This is a genomic window from Mucilaginibacter flavus (genome assembly GCF_030409315.1).
GTDB classification, from domain to species: Bacteria; Bacteroidota; Bacteroidia; order Sphingobacteriales; family Sphingobacteriaceae; genus Mucilaginibacter; species Mucilaginibacter flavus.
On sequence record NZ_JAUFPS010000090.1, the window covers coordinates 1 to 24593 of the forward strand.

Here is a 24593-nt window from a genome sequence, read left to right on the forward strand (position 1 = left end):
CAAATAAAATCACAAATAAAAAACTCATAATCAGGTGGTTAAGCCATAAGGTTTCTAAAGCTTTTAACCCTTGATTCGCATTATTATGGAACAACAAAATGCAATTTCGGAACCTAAAGTTTGGTTTATCACAGGTGCTTCCCGTGGCTTCGGACGCGTTTGGACCGATGCCGCCCTTAAGCGTGGCGATAAAGTAGCGGCTACAGCGCGTAGTTTGGCAAGCATCACCGATCTCAAGGAAAAATACGGCGAAAATATACTTCCCTTGGAGCTTGACGTAACTAAGCCCGAACAGATAAAAGCAGCGGTTGCACAAGCGCATGCTCACTTTGGTAAGCTTGATATAGTGCTTAACAACGCCGGTTATTCACTGGTGGGTACCATAGAGGAGGCTACTGCCGAAGATGTGCGGGCGCTTTATGAAACCAATATTTTTGGCACCCTCGGGGTTATACAAGCCGCTTTGCCGTTTTTGCGCCAGCAGGGGTATGGGCATATATTGGGTACATCAAGCGGGCTTGGTCATGTTACATTGCCGGTTATCGGCTACTATTGCTCGTCAAAATGGGCGTTTGAAGCTATTCACGAAAGCCTCGCGGCAGAGGTTTTGGCCTTCGGGATCAAAGTAACCATTATTGAACCGGGGGCTTATGCTACGGAGTTTGGCAGCCCGGAATCTTTAAAATTTGCACCGGGACTTGACATTTATGCAGATTTTAAAGCGCAATTTGTTGAAAGGCTAAAAAATAGTGAAAGAGGAGATCCGAACGCAACTCCCCAGGCGCTTTTTCAAATTGTAGACGCCGAAAACCCGCCGCTACGGTTTAATCTTGGTAGTCACAATTTGCCTTGGGTGCGCGCTGCCTATGCAGAGCGGTTGTCAACCTGGGAAAAATGGCAGTCGGTTTCTGAGTCGGCGCAGGGGAGTTTAAAGTAATCTATTGGTAAACAATTAACAGTAGCCGGTAGTTTAAAACACTATCGGCTATTATTGTATTAAATTTCAGCATGAAAAAGGAAGAAAATATCCCTCACAGGTTTGATTCTTTGACGGAAGCGCACCGGGCTTTAGGGTTGCCTCAACCAAAGCACCCTTTAATCAGCCTGCTTAATAATACTACTACCAGGGCCGAGTTTAGCAGGCCGCCGCAGGCGCATGTGCTCAACTTTTATAAAATATCGTACCGGCCAAAACTGAGCCCGCCAATAAAATACGGGCAAGGGCATTATGACTTTGACGAAGGCGGCTTACTGTTTGCCGCGCCAAACCAGGTAATCGGTAGTAATAACAACGAAAATGCTGCCGAATGTTCCCTGTACACGCTTTTGATCCACCCTGATTTTTTGTGGAATTATCCTTTGGCCAAAAAAATCAAACAATATGGTTTTTTCTCCTACGCTGCTAATGAAGGCCTGCACCTGTCTGATCAGGAAAAGGCAACTATTATCTCTGTTTTTCAGATGATAGAAGAGGAGTTGAACAGCAGGATAGATGATCTTAGCCAGGATGTCATTATCTCGCAGGTAGAGTTGCTGTTAACCTATGCCGATCGTTTTTACAAACGCCAGTTTATTACCCGCAAAGCAATCGGTAGCAGTTTGTTACAACAACTGGAAGGGATACTGGAGGCGTATTTTAACAATGAAAAGTCGTTAACAGCGGGGATACCCACGGTGCAGTTTCTTGCGGAGAAACTTAACATTTCATCAAGTTATCTGAGTGATATGCTGAGGTCCCTCACCGGGCAAAACGCGCAACAGCATATACATGATAAACTGATTGAAAAAGCGAAAGAAAAATTATCTACCACCAATTTATCAGTGAGTGAGGTGGCCTACGCGCTGGGGTTTGAGCATCCGCAATCGTTCAGCAAGTTGTTTAAAACAAAAACTAATTTTTCCCCGCTTGAGTTCAGGCGCTCGTTTAATTGACGGGATATGGGGAAAGTTAAAGTTAAATGAAGAAAGCCATAGTTCACAAGAACTATGGCTTTCTTCATTTAATGATCAACCCTTATTATTTTAACGTCGCCGAGCTTGTCACAGCAGCAGCTGTTGATGATTGCATATCAAAAACAACAATATCATTTTTACCCTGTTTTAACCATGATGCCGGGCAATATAAATGTTTTTGAGGACCGCGGTTCCAAAACCTACCTAAGTTATGCCTGTTAACAAATACAACGCCTTTGGCATATTTGCTTAAATCAAAATAAGTATCGCCGGTTGTTTTCAAATCAAATTCGCCTTTAAAAAAGGTGGCCTTGTCATTGGGCGCGGTTTCTGTTGTTGATTTAAGGTTGCTTACAAATTGCTCATCAAGCGGGAGTTTGTAGGTATCCCAGTTCATGAGGGTCATGCCGTTAAGTACAACACGGTCGGTAATTCCTTTGCGGTCAATCATATACTGGGCAAAGTTTATATGCCCCATACCTTCTACCAAAATATCCAGCACAGGCTCTTTAACATCGGTTTGCGGTATTTTAACCGACCATTTGCCGCCATCGCGGTACACACTATCAACATATTTTCCGTTAATAAATATCAGCGCGAAATCATGCGGTTCGGTTATGGTAAGCATCCCGCTTTTATGTCCTATTAGTTTGGTGCGATACAGCATTAAGCCCTGGTTTTGATCAAAGGCCTCCATTGGTTTAGGTTGTGCCGTATGGATAGCTGCAGGCAGGTTTTGCCATATATTGGTAAATGACTGCATCTTTATTTCGGGGATAATGATAGTTTTTATTGGCTTGGGTATCTCCGGTATTTTATAGCTAACGTATTGCTTAATAAGCTTACGCATCATCAAATACTTTGGGGTAGCGTTGCCCTGCTCATCTATAGGCGCGTCATAATCGTAGCTGGTAACATCGGGCTGATACTCGGTTTCTTTAAAAGCGTTGGCCCCGGCTGTATACCCAAAGTTTGTGCCACCATGAACCACGTAAAGGTTAAACGAATGCTTGTTTTTTAACAGGAAGGTAAGATCCTTGCGAATGTCGGCGGTATCCGCGCCGGCCCATTTTTCGCCCCAATGGGTAAGCCAGCCGGGATAAGTTTCACTGCTAAAGGCTGGTGCGGTAGGATCGGCCTTTGCCGCTGTAGCAAAATCCGCATCGCTGCCGCCGCTGTCGAGACCAACGGCCGCGCCGGCTACATGCCCGGCATCAAGCATAAAATCTGTAGGGCCATCGGCAGTATAAAAAGGTACCTTTATACCATTACTTAACCATAGTTCTTTTAAGGCGTTTAAATATATTTTATCGTTACCGTAGCTGCCGTACTCATTTTCAACCTGCACCATCAGTATGGGGCCGCCATTTACACATTGCAGGGGCGCTATTTCTTTTGACAGGCTGTTAACATAACGTGTTAGCGGAGCCATATACCTGTCATCCATACAACGTACTTTTATATCAGGTGTTTTTAATAAATAAGATGGCAGGCCGCCAAAATCCCATTCGGCGCATACATATGGTCCGGGGCGTAGCAACACCCACATGCCTTCTTCCTTACAAATCTTTATAAACTCGGCAATGTTGTGGTTGCCGGTGGTGTAATCGAACACCCCGGGGCTGGTTTCCTGGTAGTTCCAAAAAACGTACGCAGCAATGGTATTGCAGCCCATAGCTTTTGCCATTTTTATACGGTGATGCCAGTATTCATGCGGAATGCGTGCAGGATGCATCTCGCCGCTGATGATTTGAAATGGTTTACCATCAAGACTAAAACCCGCGGGGCTTAAAGTAAACTGGTGGCTATCCTGTGCTTTTACTGATATCGAGCATATTAAAAGCGCTAATAGGAGCAGGGTGAGTTTTCTCATTATTAAAACGTAGCTGTGTTTATGTCACCGTCTTTACAGACAATGGTTCAAGTTTATTAAAAATTAAGGTTATTCCTTTGGTAATGTGTCAAAATTATCATCGCCTGGTATTACTGATATACAAATGAAAACATTGCAGGCTAAAAAAGAGTGTAAACTTTTGTGCAAACGTTAGCATAGATAAATTAAGCAGAAAATATTTTGCCGAAAACGACTGATTGTAACGATTATTTGTCGTAGCCAGCGACCACCTACTATCCTAAACTAATAAAATTGACACTCAATCGCTTCAATTCCTTGTATTAAAAATAAAAACACAGTCCAACATTGATCAACCAGCATCATTGCAAACGTTTGCGTAGTGTTTTACCCCAATCAGCCACAAAGTCTGTATCATTCCAATGTAATCATTCTATCAATTGTTTTAAACAATCGATTGATTAATTTTGTGCCGGATTTAATAATTGAACAATGGCAGAAACAGGCTTTAAAAAATGGATAATTACAATTACGGTGATCACAGCATCGTTACTTGAATTAATTGATACCACTATTGTAAACGTTTCTTTGCCCCAGATACAGGGCAATTTAGGGGCTACTTTAACAGACGCAGCGTGGGTGGTTACTTGATATAGTGTGGCCAACGTGATCATTCTCCCCATGTCGGGCTGGCTGGGTAGTTATTTTGGGCGCAAAAATTACTTTTTAACTTCTATAATTATTTTCACCATCGCTTCCTTTTTATGCGGTAACGCGCACAGTCTTTCAGAACTGGTAGCTTTTCGTATTTTACAGGGCATAGCAGGCGGTGGCTTAATTTCTACAGCGCAGGCCATTCTGTTAGATACCTGGCCGAAAGACCAGGTTGGTACCGCCACCGCTTTATTTGGTTTGGGTGCCGTAGTTGGGCCAACATTAGGGCCAACAATTGGTGGTTATATTACAGATCATGCCGCATGGCGCTGGATATTCTATGTGAATTTACCGGTGGGCGCCTTAGCCGCGGTTTTAACCTATATGTTTGTTAAAAGCACCCCTGCCGAAGGAAAAGGTAAACCGATAGACTGGTGGGGCATTTTTTTACTGGCCGTTTCTGTAGGCAGCCTGCAAACTATTTTAGAAAAAGGGGAGGATGAGGATTGGTTTTCAAAGCCATACATCATTGTGTTAACGGTTACCGCTGTGTTTGGCTTATTGCTTTTCATTTGGCGGGAGCTAACGGCATCAAACCCTATTGTTAATTTTCAGATTCTCAAAAAACGAAGCTTCTCTGCAGGCATGATGACTTCTTTTATATTGGGCGTGGGTTTGTACGGGTCTACTTTTGTGTTCCCGGTATTTTGTCAGTCGCTGTTAGGTTTCTCGGCCCAGCAAACTGGCTTGGTATTGCTGCCTGGCGGCTTATTTACTATTATAATGATGCCCTTTGTAGGTAAAATGCTTAACAAAGGTGTACCTGCACAACTGATGGCAACGGTAGGTTTAATCCTGTTCTTCGTTTTCTCCAACATGCTTAGCCATTCAACCTTAACCGTAGGTACAGGCGATTTCTTTTGGCCGTTGGCCATCCGTGGCGTTGGTTTGGCTTTATTGTTTGTTCCGCTAACTACACTTGCCATTGGCGATCTTAAGGGGCACGAGATAGGGCAGGGCACCGGCCTTAACAACATGATGCGGCAGTTGGGCGGTTCATTTGGTATCGCCGGTTTAACTACCCTTATCCACATCAGGCAGGCGGTTCATTGTAGCAACCTGTTAGAGAGCATTAATCAATATAATGGTTTTTTTACGCAACGTTTTAACGCCCTTACAGCAGGCTTTATGGCAAAAGGTAAAAGCGCTTTAGATGCCGCGCATATGGCTTACCAGGGCATTGATAATACCGTGAACAGGCAGGGACTTTTGCTTACTTATAATGATGCTTATTGGATTGTAGGTGTTATTATGATCTGCGCAATTCCCTTGCTTTATCTGGCACCGTTTAAAAAAGGGCAAAAAGCGGTTACGGATGCGCATTGATGATAGGGTGTTTGAACCTACCTCAATTTGCAGGCACCGACTTTCAGATTATCCAGACAGTAGATTATTGGGCTAAAGCCACTTACTATTTATCGCTATTAAACCGTTGGCTGAAGCCAAACGGCAATGAATAAAATAGTGATAACCAAACTCAAAATTCATTGCCGTCCCATTTATAGGGCGGTAAAATAGCAACCCTAAGGTGGCTTTAGCCACAATATACGCTCATTTTTTAAAAAACGATTGCGCTGTTTAAATCGCCCGGCATTGTCTAAATTTGTTACAAATAGCATATGGAGACAGTAGCAGAAGTTTCGGCCGAGGAGCGGATTAAAAAGGCAGCCAAATTAATTTTTACCAGGAAAGGTTTTTTGGCAACAACAGTACGGGATATTGCCACCGAGGCCGATATCAACGTGGCATCTGTCAATTACTATTTTCGTAGTAAGGAAAATTTGTTCCGACTTATTATGGCCGAAACCATCGATAAAACCTTTGCCGAAATAGAGCCGGTATTTTATAATACTTCTTTATCGCTGATACAAAAGATAGAATTAATGGCCGATCATTTTATTGAAAAGGCCTTAAACGACCCCGATTTGCCGCTCTTTTTAGTGCGCGAAGTAATGGCCGGCTCCAACAGTTTACCACTCATCAGGAACCTTCCTGCAATTATGGAATCTGATTTTGCCAACCAGGTACGGGCTTTAAGTACCGATGGCAAAATTCAACATAATCCCTTTCATATTATTTTGAACATGGGCAGCATGATGATTTTTCCGTTTTTAAGCCTGGCGCAGGTAACCAATTTTGGTGACGCTACAAAAGGAGAGTTTTTTGAGTTGATGAAAGAACGCAAAAAGCTGATACCGATGTGGATTGGGCAAATGATTGGGGCTTGAAGGTGATCTACCTGTTTTAATTCCCAGTTCTTCCACTCCTGATAAGTTAAAGAAGCCAGGGGTAGCTTTTAATCCCGCATACTTTGAAGTTGGGAATTACAATCGCTTTATCCTCACTGTCATGCCTATTACTTGTTTCGAATACACTTGCTAAGTATACACCATGCGGGATATTTGTTTCGCAAGCCCCTGAAACAAGCATGATGCCGGGCTTAAAAACTATTGCCATCTCCCTTTCACATTCCCCGGATTTTACAGATCCCTACTACGTTTTCTTTTTTGTGCAGCGCAAACAGTTTCTGAGATTTTAATCGCAGTATACAAAACATCAACAAGTCTTAAAATTAGCTTTTAATAATTGGTGCAATCCGAAAAAATCCGCGACAATTAGTGTTATCGCTTTTTCATTTCATCCTGTATGGCACGTAAAAATTCGTTGGCGTGCTGCGATCCTATGATGTACACCATGCCATCCCTATCGGTTAAGTGAATGGCATCATTGCCGGCGGCGTAAAAACGGATGGTGCCTTTAGTATGCAGGTTGTATACAGGGTTGTTAAACCAGTAGCGACTGTACGATCCCTTTTCGGCTTTAACAATGCCGTTCAGGTCTATTTTTACAATGCGGGTTGTCCACAAGCCGGCAAGGCGGATGCTTTTGTTTTCTACCCGGGTGCTAAAATGGAGCAGGAAACCCATTATAATGGATATAATGATGATGGCAAAGCCTACCAGTACCAGTAAATTGCCGTTATGCTCGCTCTCGTCGGTAAAAAAATAGGCGGCAAAGCAAAACATGGCCAAAACCAGGCGTATGGTTATGGGGATAAATTCCCTGCCCAGGTACTGTTTTTCTACAAATACGTTTTTTTCGCTCATGATAGTTTGTACATTTCGAAGATAGTAACTTTTTTAGTGTTATTGTTTACTTTATACCTTTCGTCGGCCCGGTAGCCGGCTATCCATATAATTTCGCCATTGCCGTTCACCAATAAGGGAATTTCCTCTTTCTGATGCAAGGCTATTTTCTGATTGATAAAATAATCGCTCAGTTTTTTACGTCCTTTCATACCCAGCGGGCAAAAATAATCTCCTTCCTGCCAGGCCCGTACCGTTAAGGGATAAATGAGCAAAGCCGCGTCAACCGATGTTGCCATGGGGTTATCTTTTACAATCAGCGGGCTATCGTCATGTAGTAAATTAAGCTTATAAGAACCGTAATTTATTTCATAATCCTGCTCGTTTATCATAACCGCCTGCTGCCCTCCGGCTTTTCTCGGCTTAATGATTAAATTATGCCTGTCAAGCACCAACAGGTGCCCACCCGATTCAAACACCCGTCCAGAATGTTTATCCAAAACCGATAGCACATCATCAACGGTGGTTTCGTTAAAACCGTATGGCTGTAATAACTTAAACAGCAACAGGCGGGCGGGGTTTAAGTTCTTGACATCAGCAATGGGCAAAAAAGTTTCATCACCTTGTTGCTTCAACATGCTTTTTCTAAGCCTGGTAACCTGGTTTTCTAATAAGATTTCCAGATCACGAAAATGTTTCAGGTTGTTCTCAAATGTTTTTTCGAGCGATGGGTTAAGCTCCTTCAGTTTGGGTACCACCTCCAGCCTTATTTTATTACGGGCGTACTTTGCCGATGCGTTTGAACTATCCTCCACAAAATCGAGCTTATCTTTAACCACAATGCTGGCAATTTCATCACGACCTAAAAACAATAGCGGACGCACCAGTCTTCCGTTTTTGGGCAATATACCATGTAAACCCGCTATACCCGTGCCGCGGGTAAGGTTTAACAATATAGTTTCAATAGTATCGTTTTGGTGGTGTGCAAGCGCAATGGTCTCGCAGCCTGTTTGTTTACATATGGTATCAAACCATTGGTAGCGCAGTTCGCGGGCGGCCATCTGGATAGATATTTTGTTGCCTGCGGCGTAGGCCGTGGTATCAAAATTGATGGTATGGAAAGGTATCCGCAGTTTGGTGGCCAGGTTATTGCAAAACTCCTGGTCGCGCAGGGCTTCATTGCCACGCAATTGAAAATTACAGTGGGCAATGCTAAAATCAATGCCGGCGGCTTTTAACAGATGCACCATTAAAACAGAATCCATGCCACCACTCACCGCAGCTAAAACCTTGCTGCCGGGTGCAAACAAGGCATTTTGTTCCATAAAATTAACAAACCGGGTAACTGGCAGCATTCATCAAAATTATTAATTTAATAACCCCAACAAAAAACTAATTTTGCCGCAGTGAGAAAATATGTTTTAAGCCTTCTGTTATTGACTGTTGCGGCCACTGTTATGGGGCAAAAAAAGTCGATTGTAAATCTGATACAATCGGAAGTAAGCACCGTTACCAAAATTAACGGGCGCGATGTTATTAAAGTTTATAAGGGCGTTTTTAAACAGGATTATTCCATTCTGAGATCGGACAGCGCCTACTTTTATCCGCAGGATAACGCCTTTGATGCATTCAGCAATGTAAACATTAACCAGGGCGATACCCTGAACATTTATTCAGATAAGTTAAATTACAACGGCAATACCAAAATTGCCATCCTTACCAATAATGTAAGGATGATTGATAGGGACGCCATTCTTACTACCAATTATTTAACATACAACACCGCTACCCGCATTGGCACTTACACAGGCGGCGGTAAGCTGGTAAATAAAGACAACGTGCTGGTGAGTAAAAACGGTTACTACTTTGCTCAATCGCGCGATTCTTATTTTAGGTACGATGTGGTTTTAACCACGGTTGATGCCATTATTAAAACCGATACCATGAAGTATAATACCGGCACCCGTATAGCATACTTTTATGGCCCTACCAATATCTACGGCAAAAAAGATAAAGATACCCTGTATACCGAAAACGGACTTTATAATACGGTTGTTGAGCAGGCCTTTTTTGGTAAAAAAAATCAATATAAACAGGGTACAAAATCATTAAAGGGTGATAGCTTGTTTTACGATAAGCTGAAAGGATACGGCCGCGCGGTTAAAAACGTAACTTTTGCTGATAAGGAACAAAAGATAACCATGAAGGGCGATTTAGCCACTTATTTCAGGGCAGATGAGCGCACCGTGGTTACCCAAAACGCTTACATGGTATTGGTTACTGAGCAAAAGGATACCACCCAAACCGACTCGGTACAGCCTAAGCCTTTACCTGCTACAACGAAAGCTAAAAGCAAGGAAATGCAGGCACCGCCCAATACCATGAAAATAACCAACATGGGCAATTTGGCCGGGCAGATAAAGCCAACAGGGATGGTAAGCAAAAAGGATTCAACCCGATTGGATTCGGTCGCGAGGAAAATATCATTAACCGATAACATGGTAACGCCCGGCAAAATTAAAAGCATAACCGATTTAGCAAACATAGCCAGCCAGGTAAAGCCCAATTTAAGCAAGAAGGATTCTGCAAAATCAGATTCGGCGGTTAAAAGTTTATCCAAGCAGGTCAAAAATATGAAGCCTGCCGATGCCGCAAGCAAAATAGGTAACCTGGCACAGGTTGCCGCGGCGGTTAAACCGGGTACCAAAGGTTCAAATAATGTAAAAGCCCCGGCAGATACTACCAAACCTGCAAAAATGAAACGCGACTCGGTTTTCATGACGGCAGATACGCTGGAAACCTGGATTACAACCTACAAAGACCAGAAGATATACCAGGAAAAACAACGCCAGGCTTATGCCTATGTGCGGGATACATCGGCAGCGGCAAGGAAGCAGGTACTTGAAAATAAAAAGAATGATAAAAAACTGGTAGCCCACAGTCTTGTTATCCCCAGGGATACCTCTTATAGACATCCATTGTTTTTTGGTCCGCCTAAAAAGGTGCCGGTAGATTCGGCGCAGATCAAGAAGGATAAGCTTTCGGCGATAAGAAAAGCCAGGCAGGATAGTGTGCGGGCCGAAGAGTATAAACGCGACCCGGTATTTGCTCAGCCCGTGATAAACCTGAAAGATACCGCCCGTGTAAGGATCGTTTTAGCACACCATCATGCTAAAATATTTAAGTCGGATTTACAGGGCAAAGCCGATTCTATATTTTACAGCAACAGCGACTCCACCATCAGGTGCTATGTAAAACCCATGTTTTGGACGCAGGGTTCACAGCTATCCGGCGATACCATTTACGTGCAGATGAAGAACAAGAAAATGGACAATATGGAATTGTTCCCTTCGGCCTTTGTGGTAAATATAGAAAAAGAAGATTCGTTGCATTTTAACCAGATGGGGGGCAAAAAGATGCGTGGTTTCTTTAAAAACGACAAACTGGACAGACTGTTTACCGTAGGCAACGCCGAAAGTATTTACTTTAAGCGCGATAGTGCCACCAATAGGGTGGAGGGCATGCAACGCTCGCTCAGCAGCCGTATGGTTGTTTCCTTTAAAGACAGCAAGCTGGTAAAAATCCGTTTTTTAACCAAGCCCGAAAATCGCTACCTTCCTTTGAAAAAGGTTGTGGAGGATGATAAAATCCTTAAAGGCTTCATCTGGAAACCGAAAGACAGGCCGGTATCTAAAGAATCTATTATTCCATCACATAAAAAAACTTCGCCTATAAAGGCACCGGCTGTAAAAGGCAAACCGGGAGCATTACCAGGTAAATCTAACAAAGGTGCCGTGCCCGATAGTCTCAATAAAAAGCTCCCGCTAAAAATGGGGAAAGACAGCATGCTAAAGGTTGATACCGCAAGGCATCAAGGCCCTAAAGTTGGCAAAGACACTGTTGCAAAACAGCCTGCCCAGGTAAAGGCTGTGAAGGATACTACTAAACAGGTTGTTAAAAAACAGGATAATTAACCACATAACACTGTTTTATTTTCTGAATTGTGATTTCCATTTTCGGAGTTTGTAGATTTTTAAACTTAGTGTCCCCCGTGCTTATTCCACTCCAACTTTATTCAACTCACCAATCACCTCAGAGAAAAGCTCATAAGAGTGCAACCTTGCGGTCTGATCAAATATGTGCGATGTGGCCATAATTTCGTTAACGCCGGTATGTTCAACAAAAGTATCCAGCTTGGTTTTAAGTTTTTCTTTGCCGCCAATAAAGCTGTAGGCAAGCATCTGGTTAACGGCCTGTTCTTCTAACGGGTCCCAGGTCATGTCGTCTGTGGGTGGTTGTAGTAATTTGCGTTGGCCGGTGATAACGCCTATAAACAGTCGTTTTAAGGAGGTTGCCAGTTTCTCGGCTTCGTGGTCGGTATCGGCGGCAACTACGTTTACGCAAGCCATTACATAAGGCTCTGCCAGATGTTTGGATGGCCTGAATAGCCGGCGGTAAATTTCAATAGCCTCTAAAAAATGAGCAGGCGCAAAGTGGCTTGCAAAAGCATAAGGTAAACCCAATGCAGCCGCTACTCTGGCACTATCGGTACTTGAGCCTAATATCCATATAGGCACATCAAGCCCTTCGCCGGGGATTGCCCTTACTTTGGCACCGGCGTTCTCGGCCGAAAACAGGGTTTGCAGCTTTTGAATATCGGCAGGAAAATTATGTTGCTGGTAATAATTTTGACCCCTGATCTCCAAAGAGGTCAATTGATCTGAACCCGGTGCACGGCCCAAACCCAAATCAATACGATTTGGATAAAGCGAGGCCAGGGTTCCAAATTGTTCGGCTACAATCAACGGCGCGTGATTAGGGAGCATAATACCGCCCGAGCCAACGCGGATGGTAGAGGTACCACCAGCTATATAACCTATTAAAACAGCCGTTGCCGAACTTGCAACGCTGATCATATTATGATGTTCGGCCAGCCAGAAACGGCTATACCCTAATTTTTCTGCAGTTTTTGCAAGCTCCAGGCTGCGCGGAAAAGTATCAGCGGGAGTGTGGCCCTGTATTACAGTGGCCAAATCAAGAACAGAATATTTGATGTCCATAATCAAAATTAATACGAATCAATTTGATTATGGACATCGCGGCCGTTATATGACACCCAATCCATAATGTTAGCAAAGAGCTGTTTTACAGCCGCCTTAAATTAGTTTTTTACAATCCGGCTGCCGTAAACAGGACCAGCGCTATTGTCCTTTTTAGGTAATAGTTTGATAACAACCTTTTGCTTTCCCTTGGTTAGTTCAATGGGCAGGGTATAACTGATATCGTAAAAACGGCTTTCTTTGTATTGGTTTAAATCTTCGGTAGCCAGTTTTATGCCATCAACCATAATATCAAACACCCGGCCGCGGTTGTCCATACCCCAATAGGTATTGATAAGTGTGTTTTGACCGTTGGCATCAACCTTCATATCATATTGCAGGTACCCGCCATTTTCTGTCGACCGCCATTTCTTTTGGTGATCCTCGCCGGTTGTAGCGTTCTCGCTTACAAAATTATGGTCACGCTCGGGCTGCATTTCGCCGGTGCGCAAAATATCCATGGTGCGGGCTTCCAGTTCCTGTTGTTTTTTGCGTTGCTCGTCGTAGGCTTTTTGCTGCACTACCCAGGCATCAGGCGTAAAAACATCCCAGTAAACCGAGTAATATTCGTTTTTGGTTTGATTGAAAGGAATCAACGTTACCTCGTTAGGTTTTGAAATGCCGTTAGCGCTAAAGCTCAGCCGTTTTTTATCAACCATTTGCAGCCATTTGTTGGGGTCGGTTTCGCTGGTAACAAAAACGGGTACACCTTTAAGCGGATCGGGCTCAGTATTGCCCAAAACGCCCGCTAACAATACCGGGCCGTAAAATACCGCGCGCCTGTTGGCATTATCAGGCATGGCTTCGGTGTAAAGGCTTTCTGGGGTGGTTAGTGTTATTTTATCGTTGTTTTTCCATTTGCGGTTTAAAACAAGGTAGCCCTGCGCGTCAATTACAACAGGCTGTGTTTTACCGTTTATACTGATGCTTACATTACCGGCCCATTTTGGTTTACGGATGCGGACAGCGAACGCTACCGGTTTTTTACTGTTGATGGTAAATGTGCTTAGGTCTGATGATGGCAGGCTACTTTGCTGCGTTACCGAAATTCCTTTATCGGCCCATTTTAATACCGATGGAATAAACAGGTTAACATATAGGCTTCCATCCGCACCGCGGAAGTAAATGTTTTCGTTATACTTTACATGGTTTTCCATGCCAGTGCCTACGCAACAGGTGAAATCATCAAATGGGGTGCTATAGCTTTTTTTGCCGCCCATGCGCAAGGGTACAAAATAACATACCATACCTGTTTCATGGTTTTGCGATGCCAGGATGTGGTTGTATAAAGCCTTCTCATAATAATCCATCAACATGGCCGATGGCTGCACCGCAAATAAATGCCTGGTTAACTTTAGCATGTTATAGGTATTGCAGGTTTCGGTAGTGTTTTCGGTAAGGCGGTCGTTTAGTTTACGGGGTTCGCTCAGGTATTCGTAATTGCTGTTACCACCGGTAGCATAGGAGTGATCGTTGGTAACGGTTTGCCAAAAGAAACCTGCAATGGCCTGGTCTTTTTTATCGCCGGTAAGTTCATAACGGCGCGCGCTGGCAATTATTTTGGGGATCTGGGTGTTAGAGTGTTTACCCGGCAAAATATCTTTACCCTCGGCCAGCGGATCAAGGATGCGCTTGTCATAAAATTTGTAAGATAGATCGAGGTATTTTTTATTGCCGGTAAAAGCGTACAGGTTAACCAGGGTTTCGGCCATGCCGCCGTATTCGCAAAGCAGCATTTTTTGCAGTTTTTCGTCATCAAGGTTTTTGATGGTTTCGCCTGTCCAGTTGGCCATGCCTTCGCAAATTTTCAGGGCCTGGGTATTGTTGGTATATAAATAGGCATCAACTAAACCGGCCATTACTTTATGTACCGTATACCAGGGCGACCAGCCGCCATTGAGATCAAAACCATGTGAGCGGATTTCGCCTTTGGCCACTTCGGCCCACAGGGTATCCTCTTTAGGGATAGCGCCAACATAGCCTGTTTTGCGGGCTACCTGGCATTCGCCCAATTCGGCAACAATATAGTTTACACGTTTTAAAAACTCGGGGTTGCGGGTAGATGCATAATGCATGGATATTGCCGATAGGTAGTGACCAAGCGTATGCCCTGCCACACCCGACGATTCCCAGCCCTCATACATTTTGCCTTTTGCTTTTAAACCAGAATGGGAACGGAAGGCTGATAGCAACCTGTCTGGTTCTATCGTTAACAAATAAGCCTCATCTACCCGCATGGCTTGTTTAAACGGGCTTTCGAGCAGGCTTACATCCTTCAGATCAAAGCTATATGCTTTAATAGGTGTAGCATAAGCTACTTTTACCCTTTTATCCTGCCACTCGGGCACATATGATTGCGCCTTTACAGCCTGCACTCCCAACAGACCAGCTACCGCGCAAGCTGTTATTTTAAAATACTGATTTACCGACATACCTTTTTTACTACTATGGTTTCAAGTTATAAAATTAGCGGTACGTGTTTAATAATGAGTAGTAATAATTTGCCGGTTATACCCATATTTTATCCGGTTTTATAAAAATGCTTTAAAAAGGCTGTTAAATAATGGTATATGCTGATGTGGTGGGCCCACCTATTTTATATAAGCATCATTATTAATTAACACCATTGTAACAACAAAGTTAATATCCGGCAAGCTTTGGCAAGTTTTTGATAAAATGGAAAAGCAGGGGCAAATAGATTTACATATCTGAAAATCAGAGACGTGAATGATAAAATTTTTAACCCCAACAATTAGTTTATGAAGCTAAAGCGACTATTCAAAAAGTTCATTTTATCTTTAACTTGTATGGTGCTGTTTTGCGCGGTTACGCAGGCGCAAACCACCGTATTAAAAGGAAAAGTATCAGATGATAAAGGTTTTCCCCTCCCCGGTGTAACCGTACGCCTTAAAGGCACCAATAAAGGTGTAAGTACCGATCTTAATGGTAAATATACTATTAGCTACCCCGGCACCGGCGTAATCAGTTTTTCGGCTATTGGTTATACTTCAAAAGAAGTTAAACTAACGGGCCAAACTGAAATTGACGCGGTTTTGGCCGAAGACAATAAAACCCTTAGCGAGGTTGTAGTAACGGCCCTTGGTATTAAGCGCGACAAACGTGTGCTTACCTACAGCAGCCAGGAAGTAAAAGGCAGCGAGTTGGTACAGGGCAAAGATCCAAACATTGTTAACGATATTGCCGGTAAGGTATCTGGCGTACAAATTACCAGTTCATCGGGCAATCCTGGTAGCTCAACCCGTATTGTGATCAGGGGCGCGTCGTCATTTTATGGCGATAATAACGCTCTGATGGTTATTGACGGTATCCCGGTTGATAACAGCGAAACAGGTAACCTAAACTCGGGCCCGGGTACAAGCCGTATTGCCGATTTAGACCCCAACATTGTTGAAAACATCAACGTGTTGAAAGGCGCGGCTGCCACTGCATTGTATGGTTCGTTAGGAGCCAATGGTGTTATTATCATTACTACTAAAACAGGGTCTGCAAACAAAAAGCCTACTATTAATTTTTCGTCAGATCTTTCGTTTGAGAACCCTTTGCTGCCGCAAATACAAAGCAAATACGCGCAAGGTACAAACGGCATTTATTACGATGGTGTTACCAAAAAAACAAGTACCTCATGGGGCCCTTTAATGGATACCCTTAAAATAAACGGACAGGCAGCTAAAAAATATAACCAGTCTGATTTGTTTTTCAGAACAGGTCATACCTATAATAACGTAGTAAGTATTAATGGCGGTGGTCCGGCTTCCAATTATTATGTATCGTACTCAAACTTTAACCAGCAGGGTACAGTGCCAACAACATCATTTATCCGTAACAGCATCTTTGCCAAATACGGCGCGCAGATACTGCCCAACTTAACTACTACTTTCCAGTTAAATTATACCAATTCGCAAAATCACCGCCTGCCTGAAGGCTACGCGCTGGAAAGCCCGGTATGGACTATTTTTACCGCCCCTATATCATACAACCTGCAACCTTATGAAAATGCCGATGGAACACAACGACTTTACCGTTACTCACGCAACAACCCTTATTGGGTGCTAAATAATATCTCCAATACATCGGCCATAAACCGGTTTATGCCAACTTTTACCGCCGATTATAAGCCTTTAAAATGGATTACCATTACAGAGCGTTTTGGTGCCGATGTTTATACCGAACAGGATAATTACCACGAATCGGCGCAATCGGTATCTAACCCCAACGGGCGTATTGTGGTGAACAATGCCAATTTCAGGCAGATCAATAACGATTTGATTGTGAGCGCTAATCACCAGTTTGGCGATTTTAACATCGATGCTATATTGGGTAACAACATATTTTCGCAGTATACCGAAGATTCTTACGCCAACGGTGTCGGTCTTTCGGTGGCCGATTTGAATAACATCAGTTCTGCTTCAACTGTAAGTTATTCGGAAAGCCACGCGCTTATCCGCAGAATAGGGTTTTATCTGCAAACCAATATCGACTACAAAAAATTCCTTGTATTATCATTAACCGGCAGGTATGATGGCAGCTCGGTATTATCAACCTCCCATAACTTTTATCCATACGGATCTGCCGCGGGTAGCTTCATTTTCTCGGAGTTTTTCTCAAAAGATTTCCAGGATATTATGAACCTGGGTAAACTACGTGTATCATACGCTACGGTAGGTGGCAGTAACGTAGGCGCATATTCGCTTACTACGCCTTACTATAGCCAAACCATCCGTAATATCACCTTCCCATACCAGGGACAATCGGGCTTTTTGTTGAGTTCAACATTGGGTAACCCGTTCCTGAAAAACGAAAGGATCAACGAGTTTGAGGCAGGTTTTGAAACAGGTTTCTTTAATAACCGCATCAGCCTGGAGGCATCTTATTTTGCCAAAAAAACAGTTGATGGTATTATTCCCGGTGTAAGTATCGCGCCATCAACCGGCTATAGCGGTACTACGGTAAATACCGGCGTAATGCAAAATAAGGGTGTGGAGTTATTGTTATCTGTAGTGCCGGTTAAAAGCAGGGATTTTACCTGGAACATGACCGTAAACTTTACCCGCACCCGCAACAAAGTGTTAAACCTTTACGGCGATTTGCAGCAATTGGGTAACGGCTTTACATCGCTTATTGTAGGGCAGCCTTATGGCATTATTTATGGTACCCGTTATGCCCGTAACGCGGCAGGCAAATTATTAATTGGCGACGATGGCTTGCCTTATGCCGATGCAACACAGGGCATAATTGGCAACACCAACCCTAAATGGACTGGCGGAGTTACCAATACTTTAAAATACAAACAGTTGAGCCTTAGCTTCTTTTTTGACGTGAAAAAAGGTGGCGATATACAGAACAACGTAGACGGTTACGGCTATTTTTACGGCACACCAAAGGTTACCGAAAACCGTGGGCCAAGGGTTGTTGATGGTGTAAATGCCACAACCGGTTTGCCAAATACCGTATCTGTTAGTGGCCAGGCCTACTATCAGCGCATAAACGGTATTACCGAATCTGTGATACAGGATGGTACCTATCTTAAACTGCGCAACGTAAGTTTGGGTTACAGCTTAACACCATCATGGTTAAAGGGCAGTCCGTTTAAAACAGTTAATTTAAGTGTAACCGGTCGCAATTTGTGGATCTACGCGCCACACTTTACCGGCGGCGATCCGGAAGTAAGTTCATTTGGAGCCTCAAACGGCTCGCAGGGGATCTATTCATTCTCAACCCCAACCTCCAGATCATTTGACCTTAGTTTAAAACTCACACTTTAATTATCATTTATCAAACAAAAATATCATGAAAAAAATATTAATGATTTTAACGTCATGTGTCCTGATAAGTGCTTCGGGGTGTAAAAAATATATCGACGTAAATAAAAACCCCAACCAACCCATTGATGTTGCCGAAGCGCAGATTCTGGCCCCGGTTGAGCTGGATATATCATCAAGTGTATTTGCAGGTAACGTAGCCGTTATTGCGCAGGAATATATGCAGGTTGCCGCATTAAACCAGGTAGCACCCAACGCTGGTACCTATTTAATGTACAACTCAGATATGGATGGCGATTGGACCAATCTGTATGTTACCTGTTTAAACAACCTGGTAACCTTAAATACAAAAGCCGTGGTCGATGGCAAATCAAACTACGCGGGTATTGCCAAAATATTAACCGCTTACTGCCTTGGTACCGGTACCGATTTATGGGGAGATATCCCGTATTCGCAGGCGTTTAAAGGCAGCGCCAACTTTACCCCGGTGTACGATGCGCAGAAAGACATCTATACCAATATTCAAAGCTTACTGGATGCCGGTATTGCCGATATTGCAAAAGCCGGAACCACCACACCAGCTGGCGATGATTATTTTTATGCCGGCGATATGAGCAAATGGACTAAACTGGCCTATACGTTAAAGGCACGTTATTACATGCACTTGACCAAAGCAACAGGTTATACCGCCGCCGCGCAAGCCCAACTGGCGCTTACCGCTTTAACAAAAGGCATGCAATCAAATGATGACGATTTTAAAATGGCCTACAGCGGCGCGGCAGGTGCCGAGAACCCATGGCAGCAAAATTTCATTTCGGCCAGCACGGTGGTATTGGCTAATACTTTTGTTAATGGTTTTAAAACCCGCAACGATCCGCGTTTAAGCGTAATGGTAGCACCTGCTACAGCTACCGGTTTGTACACCGGCCTTGGCGAAGGTTTAAATACTATTGGGCAATTGGAAGAGTACTCGCGTCCCGGTGATTTTTACGGTGCCGCAGGCGCAACCAACTATGTTGTAAATTACTCCGAAGCCTTGTTCATTAAAGCGGAAGCTACTTTAATTACCTCTGGTTTTGCAACTGCCGCACCGGTTTATCAAAGCGCGGTGTCATCGCACATGACCAAATTGGGTATAAGTACAACTAATGCAATCACTTACCTGGCTACAAGGGTATTAACGGCCGCTAATGCCGAGCAGTTGATCATTGAAGAAAAGCAGATAGCCAACTTCCTGTCGCTGGAAAATTATACCGACTACAGGCGTACCGGTTATCCTGTTTTGCCGGCCGTGCCTAACGCGCTTTCGGCCGTGCCACGTAGGGTGTTGTATCCCGAGGCCGAAATTATATCGAACCCACAACCGCAACAAACGGCTAAGTTGACCGATAGGTTGTGGTGGGATGTGAAGTAATTCTTTTTCCCCTAATATTTTGTTGTACCCGTCTGTTTATAAAGCAGGCGGGTATTTTTATGGATACTAATTGGGCGAATTTTTTCGAATTTCACGAATTAGGGCCTATCCAATTTAAAAATGAGTTATAATTTATTAATTGTGTTATTAACATTAATTATTGTTTTATGTCTTGTTTAATAAATTTTTATAGGTAAAATTTGTTTAATTATTGTATATATAACATTTATTTATTAAGTGTAAATTATCGTTTTTTTAATTTTTAGAGCCTGGTATGTGCAAAAAATTAACAGATACTTACCGTAAATTATCCGGTTGGGCGTAATAATTGGTTTTTAGGGTTAAGTAATTGTAAATTAAGGGTGGATTTAAAGATTTAAGATGAAGGTTTTACAATTTACCATCCCGGTGCCCCACGATAAAAGTGTGATAGTAGAGAAAGTTGTTTTACCCTATCACTACCCGTACTTACATAGGCACAAAGAAATTCAGATTACCTGGATACAAAATGGCGAAGGTACCCTGGTGGCTGGCAATAACATGCACGACTATTCGCCCGGTGACGTATTTGTTTTGGGGGCCAATTTGCCGCACGTATTTAAAAGTAATCCCGAGTATTTTAACGGCAATAAGCAAATAGAGGCCTTAACCATATTTTTTAGCACCGAAGGCTCGCTGGCTCATTTGTTTGACCTGCCCGAGCTTAAAGCCAACAAAATGTTTCTGCAACAACACCAGCAGGGTTTTAAAGTGCCCCACCCGGTTGCCGATAAGGTTTGCAGCATCATGACCATGCTTAAAAACGCTACCGGTACCACGCAGCTTGCCGAATTTTTTAACCTGCTGAATAGTTTATCGGGCATAAAAAAACGGCTCGATCCACTATCAACCTATGGTAACCTGCCGGGGATCACCGAAAACGAGGGCATAAGGATAGGTAATATTTACAACTTTATTATGCAGCACTACGGCAAACAAATTACGCTTGAGGATGTAGCCAAAGTGGCCTTCATGACGCCCGAATCATTTTGCCGTTACTTTAAAAAACATACCGGGCATACCTTTATTTCGTTTTTAAACGAGGTGCGGATTAACGAGGCATGCAAAAAACTGATAGCGCACAAGTTTGAGAGTATCAACATAGTAGCGTCCAATTGCGGCTTTAAAAGTATTACCAATTTTAACCGGGTTTTTAAAAGCGTGATAGGCAGTTCGCCAAGTGGTTACCTGGAGGCTTACCACAATAACCTCATTAGCTTAAACAGGGCAGCAGGTTAAAATAAAAAAATAGCTTAGGCTTATACGATTATGTTTTGGTTGATTAGAAGGCCGTTCCGTAAGGACGGTCTTTTTTTGTTACACTCAATTTTGGGGATGGGTTTTGCCCCGAAAAGCGTTAGGTAGTAATAGTAACCCATTTTAAAATTGCATTAATCAATGATTAATTTACTGTAATTCTTTTATTGGGGGCTTTCTCCTATCGGTAAATATGGTATCTGATTATCAATTTGGTAGTAATTCTGTTCAAGTTATTCAAGTGTTAAGTTTTCTGATAAGTTAATGTGTGCTTGATTTACAATTAACACCATAAATGTTACTTTGCACCCAAATGTCGCCGGGCTACCACTCTGGTAACGGGCAGTATTCTTACAGGTTAAAAGGGTTTAAACAATTTATTTGAGACTTATGAAAAAAAATTACCGGTTTAATTTAAGGCTATTTTATGATTTGAAGCAAAAGGGCATTTTGCTTTTTTTATTGATGCTGATAGCCTCGGCAACTACCTTCGCTCAGCAAGGTAAAACAATAAAAGGAACAGTAACTGATGAAAACAACGCGCCCCTGCCAGGTGTGGTGGTTACTGTAAAAAGTTCGGGCAAGGGCACATCAACCACGGTTAACGGTACTTACCAGGTTACGGTAAGTGGTCCGGAAGACGAGATCAAATTTGCTTTTTTAGGGTCGGTACCTAAAGAGATTACCGTGGGTACAAAAACTACAGTAAACGTTACCCTGGTAACAGATACCAAACAATTAAAAGACGTAGTAGTCATTGGTTACGGTACTGCAAGCCGTAAAGATGTTACCGGCGCTATTACATCTGTAAAAGCCGAAGATTTTAACGCGGGTGTTTTAACTACTCCTGCCGAATTATTGCAAGGTAAAGTAGCTGGCTTAAACATCACCAAAAGTGGTGACCCCAACAAACAACCTGCTACCATTTTAAGGGGACCATCAACCCTGCGCGAAGGTGCTGCTCAACAACCGTTTTATGTAATTGACGGTGTACCGGGCGCTTCTATTGATCTGCTTGCTCCGGCAGATATTGAAAGTATTGATGTGTTAAAAGACGCGTCATCAACCGCTATTTACGGTTCACGTGCTGCTAATGGTGTAATCATCGTTACTACCCGCCGCGCAAAAGCAGGTCAAACCAGGTTAACTTATAGCGCCTACGCCGCGGTTGAAAACGTATCAAAAAATATCGACGTACTTACCGGCGATCAGTTGCGTCAATACTTAACTGCCAATGGTGTAAAACCATTGGCCAATCCAACTGATGATGACGGTTCCAATACCAACTGGCAAAAACTGGCCGAAAGAACCGGTTACTCTCAAAACCATAACCTTTCATACGGTGGTGCCAGTAACAATTCGGAGTATGGTGCAAGTGTAAACTACATGAAAAACAATGGTATATTAAGAAATACCAGCCTTGAGCGTACTATTTACAAGGGCTATATTAACCAGCGTTTTTTTAATGACCGTTTAAAATTGGGCATCACCCTTACCAACAGTGCTACCAAAAACAACGATATATTTCAAAGCCAGGTGTTATCGGGTATTTTATTTTACCTGCCAACGGTTAGTCCGTACAATCCGGATGGCACTTATAAAGAAAACTACTCGCGTACCGGCAGCGGCCCGCTAAACCCGCTAAGCTTAATTAATAACAACTTTACCAAAACCGAGAATAACAAAACGCTTATTAATGGTTTTGCTTCTGTTGATATATTAAACGGTTTAAAGTTCACCGTATCAGGATCTACCCAAAAAGAACAAAATAACGTTAACACATACTCTACCAGCCAATCGGGTATATATGTTAACGCGGGTGGTGTGGCTGTACGCAGCGCTTATACCAATACCAGCAACGTGGTTGAGGCGTATTTTAACTATGATCGTGTTTTTGGTAAACACTCAGTTAAATTATTAGGTGGTTACTCTTACCAGCAAGATCGTAACAACGATGGCTTTGGTGTACAAACCCAGGGCTTCTCAAACGATGCTTTAACTTACAACTACCTGGCGCTAAGTAACCCTACCCAGTTGTCGCAAATAGTTTTCAATCCTAACTATATCTCAACGTTAAGGTTTGTGTCTTTTTACGCGCGTGGTCAGTACGAGTTTTCTGATAAATACCTGTTACAGGCTTCATTAAGGGAAGATGGTTCATCGGCATTTGGTATTAACCAGCGCCATGGTTACTTCCCGGCTGTTTCTGCGGGATGGAAAATCACTAACGAAGACTTCATGAAATCCATCTCCTTTATCAGCGACCTGAAATTACGGGCTGGTTACGGTGTATCTGGTAACAGCTTGGGTTTTGATGCCTTTACTGCAAGGTTAATTTATGGTGTTCCTCCGGGCGGTGGTAAATTTTTAAGCAATGGTAACATTGTTAACCCTATTGGCCCGGTACGTAATGATAATCCCGATTTGAAATGGGAAAGTACAGCAACCACCAACATTGGTTTGGATTTTGGTTTGTTTAATAACCGTTTAACAGGTTCGGTAGATTACTATATCAAAAAAACATCTGATTTGATTTATACCTACCCGGTATCAACTACATTATATTTTTACCCTTTTTACACTGCTAACGTAGGTAAAATTAAAAACAGCGGTCTTGAAGTTGTTATTAACGCCGTACCGGTAAAAACACGCGACTTTACCTGGCGTACTTCGTTCAACGTTTCGCATAACAAAAACGTGGTGCAAAGTTTATCAAACAGCCAGTTTGGTCTAAACTTTATTCAAACAGCTCAATTAGGTGGTAAAGGTCAGTCGGGTAATTACAGCCAGATCATCCAGCCGGGATATGCTATCGGTACTTTTGATTTGTGGCACTATTTGGGTAAAAACGCTAACGGCGTAAGTACCTATGAAAAGGCAGACGGATCAACAACCGCTACCCAGCCGCTTACTACAGATCAGTTCATTAAATACGATGCACAGCCTAAACTGATTTACGGCTGGAGCAACAGTTTCTTCTATAAAAACTTCGATCTTAACTTCCTGGTACGCGGTGTATATGGCAACAAAATCCTGAACGCGACCCTTGCGTCATTGAACAACCCTGCCGACTCAAAACTGCAGAATATTCCAACTTATACTTTAGGTGAATCATTTAAGGATATCAATGCCTACCTGATCTCTGATCGTTTCCTGGAGAGCGGCTCATACCTGCGTTTGGATAACGCTACACTGGGCTATACCATTAAGCCACACGTGCAGGCTATCAAAAGTTTGCGTTTTTACGCGTCGGGCAATAACATCTTTATCATTACCAAATATCGCGGTGTTGATCCCGAAGTTAATATCGGTGGCTTAACCCCTGGTATTGATAATAAAGATTTTTACCCTAAAACGCGCACGTTTAGCTTAGGTATTACTGCACAATTCTAAAAAAAT

Annotated in this window: 15 protein-coding genes; 10 read left to right on the plus strand and 5 right to left on the minus strand. The window is 43.0% G+C overall.

What is annotated here, in order from left to right:
• Window positions 1–85 precede the first annotated feature (85 nt).
• Both QWZ17_RS25740 and QWZ17_RS25745 read left to right on the plus strand, forming a co-directional pair.
• The gene (locus QWZ17_RS25740) at window positions 86–937 is read left to right on the plus strand and encodes an SDR family NAD(P)-dependent oxidoreductase (protein WP_290308209.1); all 852 of its coding nucleotides are present in this window, start codon (window positions 86–88) and stop codon (window positions 935–937) included.
• A 71-nt stretch (window positions 938–1008) separates the two neighbouring features.
• Window positions 1009–1932, plus strand: a complete 924-nt coding sequence (locus QWZ17_RS25745) for a helix-turn-helix domain-containing protein (RefSeq protein ID WP_290308210.1) — start codon at window positions 1009–1011, stop codon at window positions 1930–1932.
• An 85-nt stretch (window positions 1933–2017) separates the two neighbouring features.
• On the opposite strand, the gene QWZ17_RS25750 is transcribed toward QWZ17_RS25745, so the two are convergent.
• Window positions 2018–3826 (minus strand): glycoside hydrolase family 35 protein, encoded by a 1809-nt coding sequence (locus tag QWZ17_RS25750; RefSeq protein ID WP_290308211.1) that lies wholly within the window; start codon window positions 3824–3826, stop codon window positions 2018–2020.
• A 471-nt stretch (window positions 3827–4297) separates the two neighbouring features.
• Here QWZ17_RS25750 and QWZ17_RS25755 point away from each other — a divergent pair, with 471 nt between their 5' ends.
• From QWZ17_RS25755 to QWZ17_RS25765, 3 genes are all read left to right on the plus strand, one after another.
• Window positions 4298–4456 (plus strand): hypothetical protein, encoded by a 159-nt coding sequence (locus tag QWZ17_RS25755; protein WP_290308212.1) that lies wholly within the window; start codon window positions 4298–4300, stop codon window positions 4454–4456.
• Between the two features lie 6 nt (window positions 4457–4462).
• A complete protein-coding gene (locus QWZ17_RS25760; RefSeq protein WP_290308213.1) occupies window positions 4463–5845 on the plus strand; it encodes a DHA2 family efflux MFS transporter permease subunit in 1383 nt (460 codons plus the stop codon).
• 293 nt (window positions 5846–6138) lie between these two features.
• Window positions 6139–6747: a TetR/AcrR family transcriptional regulator gene (locus tag QWZ17_RS25765; RefSeq protein WP_290308214.1), complete on the plus strand. Its 609-nt coding sequence runs from the start codon at window positions 6139–6141 to the stop codon at window positions 6745–6747.
• 393 nt (window positions 6748–7140) lie between these two features.
• On the opposite strand, the gene QWZ17_RS25770 is transcribed toward QWZ17_RS25765, so the two are convergent.
• Together QWZ17_RS25770 and tilS are read right to left on the minus strand one after the other, a co-directional pair.
• Window positions 7141–7626 (minus strand): hypothetical protein, encoded by a 486-nt coding sequence (locus QWZ17_RS25770; RefSeq protein ID WP_290308215.1) that lies wholly within the window; start codon window positions 7624–7626, stop codon window positions 7141–7143.
• Window positions 7623–8960 (minus strand): tRNA lysidine(34) synthetase TilS, encoded by a 1338-nt coding sequence (gene tilS / locus QWZ17_RS25775; protein WP_290308216.1) that lies wholly within the window; start codon window positions 8958–8960, stop codon window positions 7623–7625. The genes QWZ17_RS25770 and tilS overlap by 4 nt, the downstream gene beginning before the upstream one ends.
• A gap of 51 nt (window positions 8961–9011) precedes the next feature.
• Here tilS and QWZ17_RS25780 point away from each other — a divergent pair, with 51 nt between their 5' ends.
• Window positions 9012–11579: an OstA-like protein gene (locus QWZ17_RS25780; protein ID WP_290308217.1), complete on the plus strand. Its 2568-nt coding sequence runs from the start codon at window positions 9012–9014 to the stop codon at window positions 11577–11579.
• Between the two features lie 81 nt (window positions 11580–11660).
• Here QWZ17_RS25780 and QWZ17_RS25785 read toward each other — a convergent pair whose 3' ends face one another.
• On the minus strand, window positions 11661–12665 hold the full coding sequence (locus QWZ17_RS25785) for an LLM class flavin-dependent oxidoreductase (protein WP_290308218.1): 1005 nt from the start codon (window positions 12663–12665) through the stop codon (window positions 11661–11663).
• A gap of 101 nt (window positions 12666–12766) precedes the next feature.
• Window positions 12767–15136: a glycoside hydrolase family 127 protein gene (locus QWZ17_RS25790; RefSeq protein ID WP_290308219.1), complete on the minus strand. Its 2370-nt coding sequence runs from the start codon at window positions 15134–15136 to the stop codon at window positions 12767–12769.
• 327 nt (window positions 15137–15463) lie between these two features.
• On the opposite strand from QWZ17_RS25790, the gene QWZ17_RS25795 reads away from it, so the two are divergent.
• From QWZ17_RS25795 to QWZ17_RS25810, 4 genes are all read left to right on the plus strand, one after another.
• Window positions 15464–18487 (plus strand): SusC/RagA family TonB-linked outer membrane protein, encoded by a 3024-nt coding sequence (locus QWZ17_RS25795; protein WP_290308220.1) that lies wholly within the window; start codon window positions 15464–15466, stop codon window positions 18485–18487.
• A 25-nt stretch (window positions 18488–18512) separates the two neighbouring features.
• Window positions 18513–19898, plus strand: coding sequence for a SusD/RagB family nutrient-binding outer membrane lipoprotein (locus tag QWZ17_RS25800; protein WP_290308221.1), 1386 nt, complete (start codon window positions 18513–18515; stop codon window positions 19896–19898).
• Between the two features lie 381 nt (window positions 19899–20279).
• A complete protein-coding gene (locus QWZ17_RS25805) occupies window positions 20280–21176 on the plus strand; it encodes an AraC family transcriptional regulator (RefSeq protein WP_290308222.1) in 897 nt (298 codons plus the stop codon).
• A 408-nt stretch (window positions 21177–21584) separates the two neighbouring features.
• Window positions 21585–24587, plus strand: a complete 3003-nt coding sequence (locus QWZ17_RS25810; RefSeq protein ID WP_290308223.1) for a SusC/RagA family TonB-linked outer membrane protein — start codon at window positions 21585–21587, stop codon at window positions 24585–24587.
• Window positions 24588–24593 lie beyond the last annotated feature (6 nt).